The organism is Bradyrhizobium iriomotense (assembly GCF_018130765.1).
GTDB classification, from domain to species: domain Bacteria; phylum Pseudomonadota; class Alphaproteobacteria; order Rhizobiales; family Xanthobacteraceae; genus Bradyrhizobium; species Bradyrhizobium iriomotense_A.
Map to the genome: position 1 here is coordinate 256,512 of NZ_JAFCJZ010000007.1, position 18,826 is coordinate 275,337.

Sequence of the window (18,826 nt, forward strand, 5' to 3'; positions counted from 1 at the left end):
CGGGTCGGGCTTGTCTTTGATGCTGCCTTCAGACTTGTCTTGGTCGCCGGTCCGGTTCTAATGCCGCCAATCAAATGGGCTGGAGGGGAAACGAATGGATCGCCGCACATTCATGGCCGGATGTCTGGGGATGCCGCTGCTGGCGCCGGCAGGCGAGGTGCGAGCACAGGCGGGTCTGACAAAAATCATCTTTCCGTTCGCGGCGGGGGCCGGCGGCGATACGCTGTGCCGGTTGATTGCGCAGGAGATGGCCCCGGTCCTGCAACGGACCATGGTGGTCGAGAACCGCACCGGCGCCGACGGCCTGATCGGCATCAGGGCGGTGAAGGGCGGCAGCGCCGACGGCAGCATGGTGCTGGTGACGACAGGCCCCACTATGTACCTGCTGCCGATGGTGGAGACGACGCCAAGCTTCGACACGGCCAAGGACTTCGTGCCGGTGTCGCTGCTGGCGCGGTTCGAATTCGCGGTCGTGATCGGCCCGGCGATCGATGCCGCCGATTTCAAGGGATTTGTCTCCTGGCTGAAGGCGCATCCCGACAAGACCTCGTTCGGCGTGCCGAGCAACGGGACGATCCCCCATTTCATGGGCTCGAAGCTCGAGAAGGATCTCGGCATTCCCTTGAGCCGCGTGCCCTATCGCGGCAGCACGCCCATTCTCAACGACCTCATCGGCGGCCACGTCTCATTCGGGATCATCACGCTGGCGGATGCGCTGCCGCAGCATCGCGCCAAGGGCGTGAAGATCGTTGCGGTCTCGAGTGTGGAGCGTTCGCCCTTTGCGCCGGAGGTTCCCACGCTCAAGGAAAGCGGCATCGATCTCGTGGCGGACGCCTGGTACGGCATGTGGCTTCCCGCCGGCAGCCCGCCGGAGTTTGCGAACAAGCTCGGCGCGGCCGCGACCGCGGCACTCGCCAAGCCCGAGGTGAAGGAGAAGCTCACCGCGATCGGCCTGATCCCGGTCGGCAGCAATGCGGATGGGCTGTCGAAGGAGCTCGCCGCCAACACGGCGTTCTGGCAGCCGATCGTCAAGGCGACGGGATACAAGATCGAGAATTGAAACCGGTTTGCGGGGCAATGACACAGCGGTTACTCGGTGCTGCGCGCGTATTTGCGAGCAATTATCAGATCGTCGTGTGCGACGATCCATTCACGCCCCTTGATGACGAGGAGAACTGGGACGCGGAGAAAACAAAGCGAGGTTTTGCCGGCGTTTCGGATGATTGGCACGGAAGCTGATCTCAACGACCATTGGGTTGAGCTGGTGTCGAGCGACCGGCCCCCTTCATCGGATGAGTGGCAGCGGATCACCTGCGTGCATTTCCATTCCGGAAGCGGGCGGATCCACGTCATGTCGGTGATCGATAGTGATCCGCCAATTTCTGCGGATATCGAGCGGGGCGACTACGCTGTCTACGCGGCGGCGCAAAATCTCGGGATCGATCAGTCGAGCCTTGGTGAAACCGCGAAGCTCTCGAATGCCGAAATTGCCGAGCGAAGGGGATTTGAGTGGTATCGGCTCTTTCTGGTGCCAGGTAAGCCTGAATTTGAAGGGCGCGTGGTTGATAGCTAGCCAGCCGCGTACTCTATCCCCTCATCCTGAGGAGCGCGCTCTTGCGCGCGTCTCGAAGGATGAAAGGCCCGGCTGTAGCAGCGGGGCCTGCATGGTTCGAGACGGCGCTTCGCGCCTCCTCACCATGAGGGTCTACACCTTCGCGCGCTGGGCGATGCCGTCCTTGATCGCCGCGAGCTCTTTCTCGTCCCAGATGCCGATCAGGACGCCGCCCTTCACCTGCAGCTGGTTGTCCGCATAGGCCGCGATCTTCTCGCGCGGTGTGGTGATGTGGTCGTTCGGATGCAGCGCCCAGTCGAACAGCTCGGCCTGGAGCCGCGCGATGATGCCTGCGCATTCCGGATCGTCGCCGCGATCGACGTACTCGTCCGGATCGGTTTCGAGATCGTACAGCATCGGGCGGAAGCCCGAGGCGTGGATGTATTTCCAGCGGCCGTCGAACACCATGAACAGGCGGCAGCGCTCGATCGGCTGGTTCAGCTTCAGCCGCACGTCCTGCATGGCGTAGTGGTATTCGGAGAATGCCACCTTGCGCCAATCCGGTGGCGTCGGGCCGCGCAGCAGCGGCAGCAGCGAGCGTCCTTCGAGGATGTGGCCCGGCACCTTGCCACCGAAATAGTCGACGAAAGTCGGCGCGAGATCGATGCCCTCCACCAGCGCGTCGCTGCGCGTGCCGCGTGTGGCGTCGGCCTCCTTCGAGGGATCGATGATGATCAGCGGGATTTTTGCCGACTGTTCGTGGAACAGATCCTTCTCGCCCATCCAGTGATCGCCGAGATAGTCGCCGTGATCGGAGGTGAACACGATCATGGTGGTGTCGAGCAGGCCGCGTTCCTCCAGGAATTTCATCAGCACGCCCATCTGGTCGTCGATCTGGGTGATCAGGCCCATATAGGTCGGGATCACCTTCTCGCGGGCATCGTCGCGCGCCATGTTGCGGGAGTAGCGCATGTCCATATAGGCGCCGAACACCGGATGCGGGCTCGAGCGCTCGCGCTCGGAGCGGATCACCGGGATCATGTCGTCCGTCGAATACATGCTCGCATAGGGCTCTGGCGCGATGTAGGGCCAGTGCGGCTTGATGTAGGACAGATGCAGGCACCACGGCCGGCCGTCGGTCTCGGCCTCGCTGATAAAATCCATCGCGCGGCGCGTCATGTAGGGCGTCTCGGAATGCTCCTCCGGCAAGCGCGCGGCCTTGTCGGCGTGCACCAGCAGCCAGCCGTTCTGCAGCGAACCATCCTCGGCAGCGCCGGAATTGGCCCAGTGCTCCCAGGGATTGGTGGCTTCAAAACCCTGCCGGCGCAGATACTCGTCGTATTTCGGGCGCGGCCGTCCGGTCGGATGCAGGCCGTCGTCGCGCTCATAGGGCTCGAAGCCGCATTCGGCGACGTGCACGCCGATGATCGATTCCGGCGGAATGCCGAGCGCCTTCATGCCTTCGAGATCGGGCGCCATGTGGGTCTTGCCGACCAGCACGTTGCGCACGCCGATCTTGTTGAGGTGATCGCCGAGTGTGGGCTCGCCGACACGCAGCGGCCAGCCGTTCCAGTGCGAGCCATGCGAGCGCATGTAGCGCCCGGTATAGAACGACATCCGCGACGGGCCGCAGATCGGCGATTGCACATAGGCCTTGGTGAAGAGCACGCCGCGCTTCGCCATCGCGTCGATGTTGGGCGTCTTCAGCGTGGGATGGCCGGTGCAGCCGAGATAATCATAGCGAAGCTGGTCGCACATGATCCAGAGAACGTTTTTCGCGCGCGCCATGAATTATCCCTGCCGTTTCTTGATTATTTGATGCTGCGATATCGAAGGCGCGATGGCAACCGGCTAATGGTGCGCCGGCACGTGGCCGCATACTCCACTGTCGTCCCGGCGAAGGCCGGGACCCATACCGCGTGATCTATCGATTGCGTGCGGTCGTAGTTCCGAACCACGAGTCTTCGCCAAACCACTCCCTGTGGTTATGGGTCCCGGCCCCCCGGTGCGCAATTGCGCACTAGGCCGGGACGACCACTAAGCCGACCACGGCTCCGCTTCAGCCGCGCTCTTCGCCTTGGCGGAGACCGGGCTTTCGCCGATCACGTCGGCCAATGCGCGCAAGGCTTCCTTCACGCCCTGACCGGTGACGCCCGAGATCAGCAGCGGGGTCTTCTTGGCGGCGCGCTTCAGGCGGTCCTTCTGCTTCTTCAGCTCGTCCGGCTCGACCGCGTCGATCTTGTTCAGCGCGACGATCTCGATCTTGTCGGTGAGCTGCCCGCCATAGGCGTCGAGCTCCTTGCGCACCGTCTTGTAGGCCTTGCCGGCATGCTCGGTTGTTGCGTCGACGAGGTGCAGCAGCACGCGGCAGCGCTCGACATGGCCGAGGAAGCGATCGCCGAGACCGGTGCCTTCATGCGCGCCTTCGATCAGGCCGGGAATGTCCGCCAGCACGAACTCGCGGCCGTCGGCATTCACGACACCGAGTTGCGGATGCAGCGTGGTGAAGGGATAGTCGGCGATCTTCGGCCGCGCCGCGCTGACCTTGGACAGGAAGGTGGACTTGCCGGCATTGGGCATGCCGACGAGGCCAGCGTCGGCAATGAGTTTCAGCCGCAGCCAGATCCAGCGCTCCTCGCCGGGCTGGCCGGGATTGGCGTTGCGCGGCGCGCGATTGGTCGAGGACTTGAAGTGCGCATTGCCGAAGCCGCCATTGCCGCCCTCGGCCAGCACGAACTTTTCGCCGACCTTGGTGAAGTCGTGAATCAGCGTCTCGCGATCCTCGTCGAAGATCTGCGTGCCCATGGGGACCTTCAGCACAATGTTCTTGCCGTTGGCGCCGTGACGGTCCGAGCCCATACCGTTCTCGCCCTTCTGGGCCTTGAAGTGCTGCTGGTAGCGGTAGTCGATCAGCGTGTTGAGCCCGTCGGCGACTTCGATGATGACATTGCCGCCGCGGCCGCCATTGCCGCCGGAGGGACCGCCGAATTCGATGAACTTCTCGCGGCGGAACGCCACGCAGCCGTTCCCGCCGTCACCGGAGCGGATATAGACCTTTGCTTCGTCGAGGAATTTCATGGGCCATAGGTAGGCCAGCCGGTCTCGCGCGGCAACCCGGACTTACCCGCAAATCAGCCGAAATTCCGCGAATTTGACCCCTTGCTTAACCAGCTGGCCGCCGCCGGATCAGGAATTTCTGCATGCCTTCCAGCACCAGCTCCTTGCGCTGGTTGAAGACGGTGCTCCGAAGCGTGACCGTGCCGGTGGTGCGTCCCGGCACCAGCTCGGTGACCTCCAGCGCGGGATAGATGGTGTCGTCGGCGAAGACGGGTTTGAGGAACCGGCTCGATTGCTCGAGGAAGCCGACCAGGGAGTCCTCGACCATGAACGGAAACAGGCCCGCGCCCGGCGCGGTGTGGATCAGGGTCTGGAAGCCATGGGCAAGCAGATGCGGCATGCCGCGGCTGCGGCAATATTCCACGTCGTAGTGCACGGGATGGGTGTCGCCGCTCGCGGTCTGGAACGCCGCGAACACCGCCGAGGTCTGGGTGCGGCTCGGCAGCACGAAACGCTCGCCGACCACGAAATCCTCAAACCAGCGTTGCGCGGGGATCATGCGATGCTGGGCCGGATCGAAATCGTTCATGTCAGGGCTCTTTTTGTCGGTGTGGCCTCTATCGCTACTGCGATGCGAAGAGTGCGACAATCCGTTCAATTCAGCGTGGCGGGCTTGTCCCTGTCGCCCACGTCATTAAAACGACCGCAAGCGATACTACTCGCCGATTCCTGATGCTCTCTCCCCGCCATTGCGAGCGCAGCGAAGCAATCCAGACTGTTGCTGGGGAAAGATTCTGGATTGCTTCGCTGCGCTCGCAATGACGATCCCTCGCAGTCCGATCGATGCCTCTCTTCAAGAATCTCTCCGCCTATGACGATCGCTCCGCGCGCCTGGCCGGCATCGGGCTCATGGTGCTGTCGATCTTCATGTTCTCGTTCGGCGACGCCATGGGCAAGTTCCTGGTCGGGACTTATTCGGTGGGGCAGCTGCTGTTCCTGCGCGCCTGCGCGGCGCTGCTCTTGCTGTCGCCGCTGATCTGGAAGCAGCGTCACCAGTTTCTGCATCTGGAGCGGCCGGGCCTGCAGCTGTTTCGTGTCGTGCTCTCGACGCTGGAGGTCGCCGCCTTCTTTCTCGCGACGGTCTATCTGCCGCTCGCCGACGTCATCACCTACTATCTCGCCGGCCCCATCTTCGTCACCGCGATGTCGGCGATCTTCCTCGGCGAGAAGGTCGGCTGGCGGCGCTGGACCGCGATCCTGATCGGATTCTGCGGCGTCCTGATCGCACTGCGGCCGTCGGCCCAAACCGTCAGTCTGCCGGCGCTGATCGCGCTCGGCGGCAGCCTGTCCTTCGCAACCCTGATGCTGATCACGCGCAGCCTGCGCAAGACGCCCGACATCGTGATGGCGTCCTCGCAATTCATCGGTACGTTCTCGCTGGGCGCGGTGCTGTCGGCATTCCACTGGGTGCCGCCGACATCGGGCAGCCTCGTGATCTTCGCGATGGCCGGGCTGATTTCGGTGACGGCGCTGTTCTGCGTCAACCGCTCGCTCAAGCTGGCGCCGGCCAGCGTGGTGGTGCCGTATCAATATTCGATGATCGTCTGGGCCGTGATCTTCGGCTTCGTCGTGTTCGGGGATGTCCCCTCGATCGCGACCATCGTCGGCGCCGCCATCATCATCGGCGCGGGGTTCTACATCTATCTGCGTGAGCGCGATCTGGGGCGCGAGAGCGCGGAAGTGAATCCGCCGGCGTAGCCGCAATCTCCGCGTCGTCCCGGACAAGCGCGCCCTAAGCGCGCGCAGATCCGGGACCCATACCCACAGGAAGTCGTTTTGCGAAGACTCGGAGTGGGCGCTTCGCCTCACACTCCTCCCTGTGGTTATGGGTCCCGGGCTCGCGACTTCGTCGCGCCCCGGGACGACAGTTGAGTATGCCGCAGCTCCTCCGCTTACCTCACCCGTCGCGCGCTGCTCCAGCTCTTCAGCGAGGCCCACACGCCGCGGGAGAGGCGGAAGCAGTCGACCGGCGTGGAGGAGCCCAGCGCCAGGAAGCGGTGCAGCTGGACGCCGCTCCACTGGAAGCCGCACTTCTCCAGCACCTTGCGCGAGGCCGGGTTGGTGACGCGCGCGCCGGCATGGAGATGATCGTCCTCGTACTCCTCGAAGAAGAAGTCGATCGCGCCGCGCGCAGCTTCCGTGGCGAAGCCCTGGCCCCAGTGCTCGACGCCGAGCCAGTAGCCGAGTTCGGCATTGCCGGGCTTCGAGCAGTCGATCCCGACCATGCCGACCGGTCCCGTGTCGTGCTCGATCAGGAACACGGTCTCGCTGCCGAGCTCGGCGGTGGCGCGGATGAAGTCGACGGCGTCATCCTGTGAATAGGGATGCGGCAGGCGGCGCGTGTTCTCGGCGACGCGGCGGTCGTTGGCGAGCCGGGCGATGGTCCTGACGTCGGCGAGGGTCGGCCGCCGCAACGTCAGCCGCTCGGTGGCGACGACGCTTGGTCTCGCCTCCCGCAAAGTCACGCTCGAGAAATCCTGCAACATGTCCGGCTCCGTGAAAGTCACTAAGTGAAAGTGAGCAAGTCAAAGAAAAGGGGAGGCCGGTTTCCCGCCTCCCCTGGAGCCTTCGATCTCTTGATCTCTAGGACTCCGCCGGTTTGGTAGGACCCGGCGGACTCCAATTTGATCCACCGTTCTATTCAGCCGCCTCTGCGATCGGGAGTACCGATACGAAGGTGCGGCCGTTGGCTTTAGCCTGGAACGCAACACGACCTTCGACCTTGGCGAACAAAGTGTGGTCCGTGCCCATGCCGACATTAAGGCCGGGGTGCCAGGTGGTGCCGCGCTGACGCGCAATGATGTTGCCGGGAGTGACGATCTCCCCGCCGAACGCCTTGATGCCGAGGCGCTTGCCCTTCGAATCGCGTCCGTTGCGCGATGAACCGCCTGCTTTTTTGTGAGCCATAGCTCGTCTCCGAAATCCTGCGTATTTCTAGATCAATTCCTTGACGGAATCATTTCACGATTTCTCACGCATCAATTCGTGAATTGGCGTGATCAAATCCCGTTATTCGGCGGCTTCCTTCGCCACCTTCTCCTTCTTCGGACGCGGGCCCTTGGTGGGCTTGGCGCCGTCCGCCAGGATCTCGGAGATGCGGAGGACCGTGATCTCGTCGCGATAGCCGCGCTTGCGGCGCGAATTCTTGCGGCGGCGCTTCTTGAAGGCGATGACCTTCGGGCCGCGCTTGTGGTCGAGCACCTCGACCGCAACGGAGGCGCCGGCCACCGTCGGAACGCCCAGCACCGGCGTGTCGCCGCCGAGCACCAGAACTTCATTCAACTGCACGATCGAGCCGACTTCGCCTTCGATCTTGCCAACTTCGAGAACATCATCCGGCACGACGCGGTATTGCTTGCCGCCGGTTTTGATGACTGCGAACATCGTTCTTTCTCCGTGTTCAATCCCGGCCTCGGGACGAGCATCGTCCGGGTCGGCTTTTTGTCAGTCGCTATGGGTTATGTACGTTTTGCGCGGGTGGGACCTATCCCTTTGAAAACCCACGCAAAAATAAGCGGCGCGAGAAACGCCCCGCGCCGGGTGTGGGACTTATAGCGGCCAGCCGCTGCAAGTCAAGGAAAACCGCCGGAATTTGAAGGATTTGGCCGTCTGCCGGGCGGAATCGAATCTCGGCCCACGCTGCAACCAACGGGTTCCCCCGCAGTTAGTCCGCCGGAACAGCTAGCGGGCAAGGGCTCCCATGGCAACGGACGAGCTGGTCAGGACGACAGGCATCGCCCATCACGGCGCCGAACGGCTGCCGTCGGTGGATGTCGACAGCTTCAACATCGAGATCAAGGACGAGGACGGCTTTCTCGGCGACCGCGCCAGCAAGGGCGCGTTCCGCGACATCCTCGACCGCTGGCGCAAGCCGCTGCGCAAGACCGGCGAAGACCCGTTCGGCAAGGAGCCGTCGGAGAGCATCAGCAAGAAAACGCTGGACGCGATCCTGGTCGGCGACGACACCGAGGCCTCCGCGGTGGTGCACAGCGCGATCGAGGACTTTGCCCAGGAGCTCGCCTATGTCACGCGACGCTTCCTCAAGACCAAGGCCTGGGCCAGGACCGAGCGCATCGTGGTCGGCGGCGGCTTTCGCGATTCCAGGCTCGGCGAGCTCGCCATCGCGCGCACCGAGATCATCCTGAAATCCGAGGATTTCAAGATCGACCTGCAGCCGATCCGCCATCATCCCGATGAAGCCGGTCTGATCGGCGCGCTGCACCTGGCGCCGTCCTGGATCTTCGAGGCCCATGACAGCATCCTCGCGGTCGACATCGGCGGCACCAATATCCGCTGTGGCCTCGTGGAAACGAGCTGGAAAAAGGCAAAAGACCTGTCGAAGGCCAAGGTCGTGAAATCCGAGCTGTGGCGTCATGCCGACGACGAGCCGACGCGCGAGGGCGCGGTGAAGCGGCTCACCAAGATGCTGAAGGGGCTGATCGCCGAGGCCGAGACGGAAGGCTTCAAGCTCGCGCCCTTTATCGGCATCGCCTGTCCCGGCGTGATTAACGCGGACGGCTCAATTGAGAAGGGCGCGCAGAACCTGCCGGGCAATTGGGAGAGCAGCAAGTTCAACCTCCCGGCGAGCCTGATCGAAGGCATCCCCGTCATCGGCGAGCACGACACCGCGATCGTGATGCACAATGACGGCGTGGTTCAGGGCCTCTCCGAGGTGCCGTTTATGCAGGATATCGAGCGCTGGGGCGTGCTGACCATCGGCACCGGGCTCGGCAATGCCCGCTTCACAAATCGCCGCAAGGACAGGGATTCTACGGAGAACGGGAAGAAAAAAGGTAAGAACGACAAGGAGTAACCTTGATCGGTTAGGTTAAGGACCGGATTGCGTTGCGGGACGGCGGTCGCACGCTAGGGTCGAATCGTCGCTTCACCTGGCCGGCGAAGCCGCCCTTCACGGCCAGCATTGCAATGAGCGGCACGGGACCGCCAGTGTTTACCGCGTCTGGCGGTCCCACCCCGTTTTTCCGATGCTTCAGCTCCAGCCGACACGCTGAAAGAACGCCGCGATCTCCGCCGCCGCGCGATCCGGATCTTCCCGATGCGGAAAATGGCCGACGCCGGGAAACATCGCGAGATCGAGCGAACTGAAGGTCTCGGACAGCCGATCGGTCCACGCATAGGGAAACAGCGGATCGTGCTCGGCCCAGCGCACGCAGGTTGGCACGTCGATCGGCGGAAGCTTCGGCGCTTCGCCCTTCATCATCGCGACCCGGCCGGCATGCGAGGCCCGATAATGCGCAAAGCCGCCGGCGAGATTGCCGGGCTTGAGGTAATTGTCGGCGAAGGCGTCGAGGACGTCGTCGAAGGCGTTCTTCCGATGCGCCCACCCCTTGAGGAAGTGGCCGATATAGAGCCGGCAGCTCTCCCGGCTTGCGCCGACCAGCGCCGGCGCCATCTCCATCTGCTGGAAGGATTGGTACCAGATGTGGTTGAGCCGATCAGGCGCCGCCATGCGCGGCCCGATCCCGGGATAGACGAAATCGAAGAAGAACAGTCCGGTGAGCCGCTTCGCCGCCTGCCGGGCCAAAGGCTGCATCACGGCGCCGCCGACATCGTGGCCGACCAGGCCGAATCGCTCGATGCCGAGCCCCTCCATCAGCGCCAGCATGTCGGCGGCATGGCCGTCCGGCCCGTAAGGCCCGTCCGGCTTGTCGCTGTCGCCGAAGCCGCGGAGGTCAGGCGCGATCAGCGTGAAACGGTCGGCCAGGCGCGCCATCACCGGCTCCCAGGTCAGCCAGAATTCCGGCCATCCATGCAGCAAAAGCAGCGGTTTTCCACTTCCGGCGCGAACCACGTGGAAATTGGCGCCATTGGCCGTGACCGTCAGATGCTCCATGGCAGTTCCTTCCCAGAGGCCGGGCGAGGGGCAAAAAGAGGCAGCGGATTTTCCCCTTTCGCGCCTTGTCTGGCCCGTCATCCTCGCCTATTAACGCCCCCAACCACAGGGGCCGCAGCTCCTATATGGCGCCTTCAGGAGAGGTGGCAGAGTGGTTGAATGCACCGCACTCGAAATGCGGCATAGGTGCAAGCCTATCGGGGGTTCGAATCCCTCCCTCTCCGCCATCATGACCCGAATCGAGAAAACTCCTGAAGACGGGTCTTTTCTGGATGCCAGGCTCCTGATGCCGCCCAAGGCGACCAAGCCCTCTCAGAACTTGCGTCGAACATGACAGAAGACCCGCCGATGACGACGGGTCTTCCGTGATCAATGTCGTTCAACGCGCGTGTGCGACTCCCGCGACGCCACCGCTGTTGTGGAGGAAGCGCGCGTCCAGGCTGAGCGCGCCGGCGCCGAAGGCGACGATCTGAAGCAGGCCGCCTGCCATCATCACGTTCTTGAGGAAATGGATCATCTGATTCTGGTCGGCAAAGTTGTTGTGGAACGAGATCGCTGCTGCCACCGAGAACACCGCCAGCGCAAGCGCGACCGCGCGTGTCTGATAACCCGCGATCAGCAGCAGGCCGCCACCGAGTTCAACGAGGACGGCAATCGCATAAGAAAGCGGCGGTACGGGCAATCCGGCGGAGGCGATGTAGGCGGTCGTCGCACCATACGCGGCAAGTTTGCCGAAACCGCTCATGGCGAAGGGAAGGCCGATCAGCAGTCGGCCGATGAAAGAAGCATAACGGGTCGTATCCATCGTAATCACTCCTGTGCTTGGTTGAAGTCGCATGACGACGACACGACGTGTTCGTCGCCGGGTGGAAATCTGGTTTGTTGAGATCAGACGGGCGGAGAATTCAGGTAGATGTAGAGCGCTGCGATCTTGCCGTTCCGCACGAGGATGAAGTCCTCGCCCGTGTAGCGCGGTGGCTCGCCCTTGGGGCCCGATCCCCAGGCCAAGCGAGCTGAATCGTGCACGACTTGAGGCTCTCCTGATGGCGTGTAGACGTAGTCGGGATGCAGGCTGCGAAGATCGCCCGCGAACTTGTCGAGTGCGTCGCGTCCCACGATAACGCCGGGAGGAGCATGGACGGCTGCATCCTCAGCGAAGAGGTCGCGGATCGCTGCCCTGCGGCGGTCAGGATTGTTCTCGCCGAACACTTCCGCGACATTGCGCTTCAACAACGTCGTGATGAGCTTTGGGTCGTCGCTTGTGGAGGGCCTGACGTCTTCGACGTGCATCTCGCTCGATTGCTTGGTCATGACGAGAGCTCCTCTGTTGCGCCCTCAAACTGACCTCGCTCGATTGAGATTAAAATAGAAATGAAGGAAAGGCATAGTTTCTATTTTTGCGCTATTGCTCGCGCTGTGCCAGGTCCCGGCTGTTGCGCGAGGACCGCCCGGGCCGTCGCCACAAACGCCTGCGCCGCCGGCGACAGCGTCCGTCCCTGACGCTGCAGCAGCGACACGGGCCGCGTGAGGGCGGGCCGCACCAGCGGTCTTGCGATCAGCGTCGGAAACTGGTCGGCCGGCAGCATCGTCGCGGGGAGGATGGCGAGGCCGAGGCCCTGCGCCGTCATGGCGAGCGCAGTGTTGATCAGCATCACTTCATAGGTCGGATCGAGGCGCTTGCCCTGCGCACTCAGCGCCTGATCGATCTGCATGCGGATCCGGCTCTCGCGGCGCATCGCGATCGTCGGCAGTTGTGCCAGCTCGTCCCATGTGAGCGCGCGCCGTGCGGCGAAGTCCGCGGTGCGGCGGCCGATCGCGCTGAGGCGGCCGCGGGTCAGTGTCTCGACCGTCATGTCGGCGAATTCGCCCTCCACGCTGCCGATCGCGAACTCCGCATCGGTCGTGCTCAGGCGTGGGACGAGATCGTCGGCGGCAACATCGCGCATGTCGATCTCGATGTCGGGATGACTGGCGCGGAATTTTGCCAGCACCAGCGGCAGCAGCGCTGATGCGGCGCCGGCCGAGGCGAGAAACGCGACGCGGCCGGCGCGGGCCTGCGCGAGGTCGCGCATCCGGCGCGACAGGCCTTGCGCATCGCTCAGCATGCGTTCGGCGGCGTGGAACGCCTCGTCGGCGGCCAGCGTCGGCTGCACCGAGCGCGTGGAACGGTCGAACAGTTTGACGCCGAGCTGGGCTTCGAGCTGCTGGATCAACAGGCTCGCCGCCGATTGCGTGATCCCGAGCGCGCGGGCGGCCCGCGTGATGCTGCGTGTCCGGTACACGCCCGTGAAGGCCCGCAATTGGCGCAAGGTGACATTCATAGGCAAAGCTCATGAATTAATGAGTTCTTTCCGGCTTATCGCATAAACGGACCTGCAATAAAATGCAGACTGCGTGGGCAACGACCCCGCGGCGACAAGGGATGGAAACGAATATGAGGACACAGGTGCTGGTGGTGGGTGCCGGGCCCGTCGGATTGACCGCGGCGATGGATCTGGCCTCGCGCGGGATCGATGTCGTCGTCGCGGAGATCCGTCACGCCGGCGATCCGCCCAGCGTCAAGTGCAATCACGTGTCGGCGCGCTCGATGGAGATCTTTCGAAGGCTGGGCGTTGCTGCGAAACTGCGCGACGCGGGCCTGCCTGAGGACTTCCCCAACGACTGCTCCTATCGGACCACGGCGACTGGCATCGAGCTCTGCCGCATCGACATTCCCTCGCGCGCGCGCCGCTATAGCGCGACCGGCGGCCCCGACACCTGGTGGCCGACGCCGGAGCCGCCGCACCGGATCAACCAGGTCTATCTCGAGCCGATCCTGTTCAGTCATGCCGCGGCGCAGCCGCGGATCAAGATCCTGGCGCGCACCGAAATCACTGATATCGAGCAGCACGACGATCATGTCGTCGCGCTGGCGCGCGATCTCGACAGCGGCAGTTCGTTCCGCATCGAGGCGTCCTTCATGGTCGGCTGCGACGGCAGCCGCTCCCTTGTTCGCAAATCGATCGGCGCGAGCCTGTCCGGCACGCCGGTGATCCAGCGCGTGCAATCCACCTTCATCGAGGCGCCGCAACTGAAGGAGTTGATGGGCGCACACAAGCCGGCCTGGATGGTGCTCTCGCTCAATCCGCGCCGCTCGGGCACCACGGTTGCGATCGATGGTCACGACCGCTGGCTGATCCACAATCATCTGAAGCCTGATGAGCCCGAGTTCGACTCGGTCGATCGCGACTGGGCCATCCGTGCCATCCTCGGCGTCGACGAGCGTTTCGAATACCGGGTCCTCAGCAAGGAGGATTGGGTCGGGCGTCGCCTCGTAGCCGATCGCTTCCGCGACCGCAGGGTCTTCATCTGCGGCGACGCCGCGCATCTGTGGATGCCCTATGCCGGCTACGGCATGAATGCGGGCATCGCCGACGCCGTCGACCTCTGCTGGCAATTGGCGGCGCATCTGAACGGCTGGGCGCCGGCCGCGATCCTCGATGCCTATGAGGCGGAGCGCCAGCCCATCACCGAGCAGGTGTCGCGCTTTGCGATGGATCACGCGATGAAGATGATGGCGCAGCGCGGCGGCGTCTCGGCGGAGATCGAGGACGACACGCCGCGCGGCCACGCCGCGCGCGCGGCGTTGGCGAGAGCGGCCTATGACCTCAACGTGCAGCAATACTGCTGCGCCGGATTGAACTTCGGCTACTACTACGATGCCTCGCCGATCATCGCCTATGACGGCGAGACACCGCCGCCTTACGCGATGGGCAGCTTCACGCCGTCCACCGTGCCAGGCTCCCGCGCGCCGCATCTGTTCCTGCGCGACGGGCGATCGCTCTACGATGCGTTCGGCGCCGGCTACACATTGTTGCGGTTCGATCCGGCGATCGATGTGACGCGGCTGCTGTCCGCAGCAAAGGAGCGTGGCGTGCCGCTTGCGCTGGTCGACATCGCGCCGGAGGAGGCGAACGGCGCCTATGCCGAGAAACTGGTGCTGGCGCGGCCCGATCAGCACATTGCGTGGCGCGGGCAGGTCGCGCCCGAAGATCCACTGGGCCTGCTGGCGCGCATCACTGGCGCGGCGACGTAAGGCGACTTCAAGCGGACAGCCTGGCGGCGCAGGCCGCCGGCTGTGTTTCAAGAACAAGAGCACACTTAAGGAGGAGAACGTGTTTCACGTTGCAAGGCGCCGCATCCTGGCCGTGCTGACGGCTGCGACTTTCGCCGTGTTGCCGCTGCAGGCAGGCCGTGCCGCCTATCCCGAGCAATTGATCAAGGTCATCGTGACCTTCCCGCCCGGCGGCAGCGCCGACACCGTCATCCGCGCGCTCGAACCCTTGGTCGCCGCCGAGCTCAAGCAGACCCTGGTCATCGAGAACCGCGCGGGCGCCGGCGGCAACATCGGCATGGCGGCGGTCGCGCAGGCCAAGCCCGACGGCTACACGCTCGGCGTGGCGCCGGCGGGCGCGTTGACGGTGAATCCGCACCTCAATTCCTCGATGCCGTTCGAGCTGAAGGATCTCGCGCCCATCACCTTGCTCGCGGAAATTCCCTTTGTGTTGGTCGCGTCCGCGAACATCCCGGCGCACACCACCGCGGAGACGATCGCGCTGGCCAAGGCCAAGCCGGGCGCGCTGTCGATCGGGCATGGCGGCAACTCGACGGCGATGCATTTGACGGCCGCGCTGTTCACGCAGAAGACCGGGACCGCCATGGAGTTGGTCCCGTATCGCGGGACCGCGCCCGCGACGGTCGATGTTCTTGCAGGCCATGTCCCCTTCGCGGTGCTGGACATCCCGGCATCGCGGCAATTGATCCTCGATGGCAAGCTCAACGCGATCGGCGTGTCCTCCGCGCGCCGTCTTTCATCCCTGCCCGATGTGCCGACGCTTGCCGAGAGCGGCATCGCGGGTTTCGAATCCATCGGCTGGTTCGGGCTCGTTGCTCCCGCCGGCACGCCTGCGGAGGTCATTGGCCGGTTGAACGAAGCCTTCACCAAAGCCCTGAAGGACCCTTCGGTGGCGGAGAAGATCCTGACCCTCGGCGCAGAGCCGGCGCCGATGGCGCCCGAGCAGTTCGGCCGCTTCATTCAGAGCGAAAGCACGAAGTGGGGCAAGCTCATCAGCGAGGCCGGCATCAAGGCGAACTAAAGCACCGGGGTTATCGGCAGCCGTCCGTTATCGGCTCTCTGCGCGCCCCGAGAAATAACGCGCCGGGGGCTTGCCGAAGGCGCGACGAAACATGGCAATGAAATTGCTGGGGGAGGCGTAGCCGAGCGCGTCGGAAATGACGGCGACGGGTGTGCCCTGCGCCAGCATTTCAAGTGCGCGGGTGAGGCGCGCCTGCTGACGCCACTGCCCGAAGCTCATTCCGGTTTCGATACGCATCATCCGGCGCAGACTTCGTGACGAGACGGCGCCCCAGTCCGCCCATTCTTCCAGCGTTTTCGGGTCGTCCGGCCTCTCGAAGACCGCTCGTGCGATGCGCGCCAATCGGGCATCGGAGGGCATGGGCAGATCTATCGGCTCGAGAGGCGCGCGCACCATCTCGTCGAGAAGAACCCGCGTGAGGCGCTCCTTGGCGGGGTCAAGATCATCCGGCATCGGCCATGACATGGCCCTGCGGACCAGCTCACGCGTCAATTCGTTGATGCTAAAGATACAGGGCCGATCCGGCAATTGCCGACATGCATCGGGCGTGACGATCACGCTCCAGCCGCTCAACGCGCTCACGACATGGACCCAATGCGGCTCACCCGGCGGAATCCAGCCCGCGCGATTCGGCGGCAATAGCCACGAGCCATGTGAAGTTCGGACATGGGCAAGCCCGCTTTCGACACAAAATATCAACCCACGCACATGGCTGTGCCAGTCATATTCGCGCGTGCCGAGCCGGTAGCTGCTGTCCGGTGCGTCACTTCCCGCGATGGCAATCAGCGCGGCCCCGTCGTTGCGTTCGATGAAGTCTTCCGCCGCTTGTTCTCGCTGCATTTGGCCGAGTATCACCATTTTGAGGCCGTAGATGATTATCAGGATTTTGCGGCTTGTTCTAACTTTGCGATCATCGCAATCGGATCGGTTGTCCAATGACGCAGCAGGACTATCACGTCGCCATCATAGGGGCCGGCCTTGGCGGTCTGTGTCTGGCTCAGGGATTGAAGAAACATGGTATCCCTTTTGCCGTGTACGAGCAGGATCGTGCCGCCAATAGCCGATCGCAAGGTTACCGAATCAGGATTGACGAGGTCGGTCAGCGCGCGTTGGCCGCATGTCTGCCGCCGGAGCTGAATCTGCTTTTTCGTCAGAGCTGTGCGGTCTCGCGTTCGGCTGGGCGATTTTTCAACACGCAATTGGAGGTGATCGACGGGCGTCCGTCGGAAACCTGGCGCTCCGCCGCGCAAACAGTCTCACTTGACGACGATGCGCCACTCGGCGACCTGAGCGCGAACCGGTCGACCTTGCGTGAAATCCTGCTCGTCGGAATAGAGGAGCATGTCCATTTTGGAAAGGCGTTCGCGCATTGCGAAGAGCTCCCGAGCGGTGCCTTCCGGGTGCGGTTCGGCGATGGCGAGATCATCGTCGCCGATGTGCTCGTCGGCGCAGACGGAGTAAATTCCTCTCTACGCCGTCAAAACTTCCCCTTCGCGGATCCGGAGGACACCAACTCTCTCTGCATCTACGGCAAGACGAATCCAACACCCGCATCACGCATCGGCAGTGAACTCCTGGCGGGAACCTCGGTGATCTTTGCAGATCGCTTCGCGGCGATTGTCGAGGCCATGTCCTTTCGCTTCCCGGACGGCACGGCCCATCTGACTGAGGTCGATGACTACATCTATTGGGCCGTCATCGGCCGAAGGGCGGACCTTGATATCGGCGACGTGGATGCCCTGGCCGGCGTGACTCTGAAAGAAGCGGTCGTCCGATTGGCACGAAGCTGGGCCGTCGGGCTCCGGTCGCTGTTCTCGGAGGCGGACGCCGCGACAGTCGCGGCTCTGCCGGTGCGCAGCGCGCGCTTGCTGACGCCGTGGCCATCTTCCAGACTGACATTCGTCGGGGACGCGATCCATGCGATGAGCCCGGCCGGCGGCGTGGGCGCAAACACCGCGCTGGACGATTCCAGTCGCCTCGCCGCGGCGCTTGCGAAAGCCTCTAGCGGCTCGCACTGCCTGGGCGATGTCATCGCTGACTACGAGGACAACATGCGCCTGCGGGCCAATGCCGCCATCACGGCCTCACGGCAAGGCGCGATGCGCTTGTTCAATCTGGCGCCAGGCGAAGTCGTCCTGTAAATCAACGCATGCGCAGGCGGTCTGGAGTCCGGCCTGAGCTAACGCGCGGCGATGCCCGCGCTCTCGATCACCCGCTTGTAGCGTGCGGTCTCCTCGACGATGAACGGCTCCATCTCGGCCGGCCCCTTGTCGGCGATCGACACCTGGCCGTTGGCGACGAGGTCCGCGACGATGGCGGGATCGGCGAGCGCGGCGGCCAGCGCCTCAGAGAGCCTGCCCACGATTCTCGGATCGGTCCCGGCCGGGACCGAGACCCAGGTCGAGCCGACACTGACGGCGTCCTTGTAGCCGGCCTCCAGCACCGTGGGCGCGTCGGGCAGTGCGGCCAGCCGCGCCGTGCCGGTGGTGCCGAGCACCTTGACCTTGCCGGTGTCGATCAGCGGCCTGAGCACGGCGAGGTAGTCGAAGGAGACGTCCAGGATGCCCGACATCATGTCGGTCATCTGGCTCGAGCCCGACTTGTAGGGCACGTGGGTCAACCTGATGCCGGCGGCCGCCTGGAACATCTCGCCGGCGAGGTGCTGGGCGGTGCCGGGGCCGGGGGAGCCGAAATTGACCTTGCCCGGGTTGACCTTCGCGTAGGCGACGAACTCGGCCAGCGTGCTGTAGGGCGCTGCTGCGGTCGCGACGAGGATCTGGTTCGCCGAGCTCACGCCGCGGACGTGGACGTAGCTCTTGAGCGGGTCGTAGTTGAGCTTCGCCAGCCCCAGGTTCGGCTGGATCGTCATAGGCCCGCCGGAGGCGTAGAGCACGGTGTAGCCGTCAGGCTGGGCCCGAGCAACGAACTCCGTCCCAATGGTCCCGCCAGCGCCGGGTCGGTTCTCCACCACTACGGGCTGCCCAAGCCGCGTCCTTAGCAGCTCCGCGATCTTGCGCGAGACGAGGTCGGTGACGCCGCCGGCCCCGAACGGCACCACCCAGGTGATCGCGCGGTTCGGCCAGGATTCCTCGGCCGTCTGGGCCCCCGCGGCGCCCGCCTGGAGCGCCAGTGTCGTCGCCGCGACGAGACACAGGAGCGCTCTCATCA

At 64.1% G+C, this 18,826-nt stretch carries 19 protein-coding genes and 1 tRNA gene; 8 read left to right on the forward strand and 12 right to left on the reverse strand.

All coding sequences use genetic code 11. The annotated features are described in order from the left end of the window. Window positions 1-94 precede the first annotated feature (94 nt). Both JQ635_RS15530 and JQ635_RS15535 read left to right on the forward strand, forming a co-directional pair. Window positions 95-1,060 (forward strand): Bug family tripartite tricarboxylate transporter substrate binding protein, encoded by a 966-nt coding sequence (locus JQ635_RS15530; protein ID WP_211410711.1) that lies wholly within the window; start codon window positions 95-97, stop codon window positions 1,058-1,060. A gap of 159 nt (window positions 1,061-1,219) precedes the next feature. Beyond that, window positions 1,220-1,573 carry a hypothetical protein gene (locus tag JQ635_RS15535; RefSeq protein WP_211410712.1) on the forward strand — a complete coding sequence of 118 codons (354 nt, stop codon included), beginning with the start codon at window positions 1,220-1,222 and terminating at the stop codon, window positions 1,571-1,573. Window positions 1,574-1,705: 132 nt separating this feature from the next. Here JQ635_RS15535 and JQ635_RS15540 read toward each other — a convergent pair whose 3' ends face one another. From JQ635_RS15540 to JQ635_RS15550, 3 genes are all read right to left on the reverse strand, one after another. Further along, window positions 1,706-3,340 carry an alkaline phosphatase family protein gene (locus JQ635_RS15540; RefSeq protein ID WP_211410713.1) on the reverse strand — a complete coding sequence of 545 codons (1,635 nt, stop codon included), beginning with the start codon at window positions 3,338-3,340 and terminating at the stop codon, window positions 1,706-1,708. A gap of 249 nt (window positions 3,341-3,589) precedes the next feature. Further along, window positions 3,590-4,630 carry a GTPase ObgE gene (gene obgE / locus JQ635_RS15545; protein ID WP_211410714.1) on the reverse strand — a complete coding sequence of 347 codons (1,041 nt, stop codon included), beginning with the start codon at window positions 4,628-4,630 and terminating at the stop codon, window positions 3,590-3,592. A gap of 85 nt (window positions 4,631-4,715) precedes the next feature. Beyond that, window positions 4,716-5,198: a MaoC family dehydratase gene (locus JQ635_RS15550; RefSeq protein WP_211410715.1), complete on the reverse strand. Its 483-nt coding sequence runs from the start codon at window positions 5,196-5,198 to the stop codon at window positions 4,716-4,718. Between the two features lie 254 nt (window positions 5,199-5,452). Between JQ635_RS15550 and JQ635_RS15555 the strand changes: the two genes are divergently transcribed. Beyond that, window positions 5,453-6,367, forward strand: coding sequence for a DMT family transporter (locus tag JQ635_RS15555; RefSeq protein ID WP_211410716.1), 915 nt, complete (start codon window positions 5,453-5,455; stop codon window positions 6,365-6,367). Window positions 6,368-6,561: 194 nt separating this feature from the next. Here the strand turns inward: JQ635_RS15555 and JQ635_RS15560 are convergent, their stop codons facing one another. The 3 genes from JQ635_RS15560 to rplU all read right to left on the reverse strand — a co-directional run bounded on the left by JQ635_RS15560 (window position 6,562) and on the right by rplU (window position 8,053). After that, window positions 6,562-7,155 carry a GNAT family N-acetyltransferase gene (locus tag JQ635_RS15560; RefSeq protein ID WP_211410717.1) on the reverse strand — a complete coding sequence of 198 codons (594 nt, stop codon included), beginning with the start codon at window positions 7,153-7,155 and terminating at the stop codon, window positions 6,562-6,564. Between the two features lie 151 nt (window positions 7,156-7,306). Continuing rightward, the gene (gene rpmA, locus JQ635_RS15565; RefSeq protein ID WP_018643862.1) at window positions 7,307-7,576 is read right to left on the reverse strand and encodes a 50S ribosomal protein L27; all 270 of its coding nucleotides are present in this window, start codon (window positions 7,574-7,576) and stop codon (window positions 7,307-7,309) included. A gap of 102 nt (window positions 7,577-7,678) precedes the next feature. Next, window positions 7,679-8,053 carry a 50S ribosomal protein L21 gene (rplU, locus tag JQ635_RS15570; protein WP_128928980.1) on the reverse strand — a complete coding sequence of 125 codons (375 nt, stop codon included), beginning with the start codon at window positions 8,051-8,053 and terminating at the stop codon, window positions 7,679-7,681. A 316-nt stretch (window positions 8,054-8,369) separates the two neighbouring features. Between rplU and JQ635_RS15575 the strand changes: the two genes are divergently transcribed. Continuing rightward, on the forward strand, window positions 8,370-9,482 hold the full coding sequence (locus JQ635_RS15575; protein WP_211410718.1) for an ROK family protein: 1,113 nt from the start codon (window positions 8,370-8,372) through the stop codon (window positions 9,480-9,482). A 177-nt stretch (window positions 9,483-9,659) separates the two neighbouring features. Here the strand turns inward: JQ635_RS15575 and JQ635_RS15580 are convergent, their stop codons facing one another. Continuing rightward, on the reverse strand, window positions 9,660-10,523 hold the full coding sequence (locus tag JQ635_RS15580; protein ID WP_211410719.1) for an alpha/beta fold hydrolase: 864 nt from the start codon (window positions 10,521-10,523) through the stop codon (window positions 9,660-9,662). 137 nt (window positions 10,524-10,660) lie between these two features. Between JQ635_RS15580 and JQ635_RS15585 the strand changes: the two genes are divergently transcribed. Next, window positions 10,661-10,750: transfer RNA gene (locus tag JQ635_RS15585), tRNA-Ser, on the forward strand. 152 nt (window positions 10,751-10,902) lie between these two features. On the opposite strand, the gene JQ635_RS15590 is transcribed toward JQ635_RS15585, so the two are convergent. The 3 genes from JQ635_RS15590 to JQ635_RS15600 form a co-directional block, all read right to left on the reverse strand. Further along, window positions 10,903-11,328, reverse strand: a complete 426-nt coding sequence (locus JQ635_RS15590; protein WP_211410720.1) for a DoxX family protein — start codon at window positions 11,326-11,328, stop codon at window positions 10,903-10,905. An 83-nt stretch (window positions 11,329-11,411) separates the two neighbouring features. Further along, entirely contained in the window at window positions 11,412-11,834 is a 423-nt protein-coding gene (locus JQ635_RS15595; RefSeq protein WP_246583553.1) for a nuclear transport factor 2 family protein, read from the reverse strand. A gap of 80 nt (window positions 11,835-11,914) precedes the next feature. Then, complete coding sequence (locus JQ635_RS15600; protein ID WP_211410721.1) at window positions 11,915-12,844, reverse strand: LysR family transcriptional regulator; 930 nt, start codon at window positions 12,842-12,844, stop codon at window positions 11,915-11,917. A gap of 113 nt (window positions 12,845-12,957) precedes the next feature. Here JQ635_RS15600 and JQ635_RS15605 point away from each other — a divergent pair, with 113 nt between their 5' ends. Both JQ635_RS15605 and JQ635_RS15610 read left to right on the forward strand, forming a co-directional pair. Further along, window positions 12,958-14,598 carry an FAD-dependent oxidoreductase gene (locus JQ635_RS15605; protein WP_246583554.1) on the forward strand — a complete coding sequence of 547 codons (1,641 nt, stop codon included), beginning with the start codon at window positions 12,958-12,960 and terminating at the stop codon, window positions 14,596-14,598. A 79-nt stretch (window positions 14,599-14,677) separates the two neighbouring features. After that, a complete protein-coding gene (locus JQ635_RS15610; protein WP_211410723.1) occupies window positions 14,678-15,658 on the forward strand; it encodes a Bug family tripartite tricarboxylate transporter substrate binding protein in 981 nt (326 codons plus the stop codon). A 27-nt stretch (window positions 15,659-15,685) separates the two neighbouring features. Here the strand turns inward: JQ635_RS15610 and JQ635_RS15615 are convergent, their stop codons facing one another. Continuing rightward, window positions 15,686-16,594: an AraC family transcriptional regulator gene (locus JQ635_RS15615; RefSeq protein ID WP_246583555.1), complete on the reverse strand. Its 909-nt coding sequence runs from the start codon at window positions 16,592-16,594 to the stop codon at window positions 15,686-15,688. Between JQ635_RS15615 and JQ635_RS15620 the strand changes: the two genes are divergently transcribed. Next, entirely contained in the window at window positions 16,594-17,799 is a 1,206-nt protein-coding gene (locus tag JQ635_RS15620; protein WP_211410724.1) for an FAD-dependent oxidoreductase, read from the forward strand. The two genes, JQ635_RS15615 and JQ635_RS15620, sit on opposite strands and share 1 nt — an antisense overlap. 38 nt (window positions 17,800-17,837) lie before the next feature. Here JQ635_RS15620 and JQ635_RS15625 read toward each other — a convergent pair whose 3' ends face one another. After that, window positions 17,838-18,824, reverse strand: a complete 987-nt coding sequence (locus JQ635_RS15625; protein ID WP_246583556.1) for a Bug family tripartite tricarboxylate transporter substrate binding protein — start codon at window positions 18,822-18,824, stop codon at window positions 17,838-17,840. Window positions 18,825-18,826 lie beyond the last annotated feature (2 nt).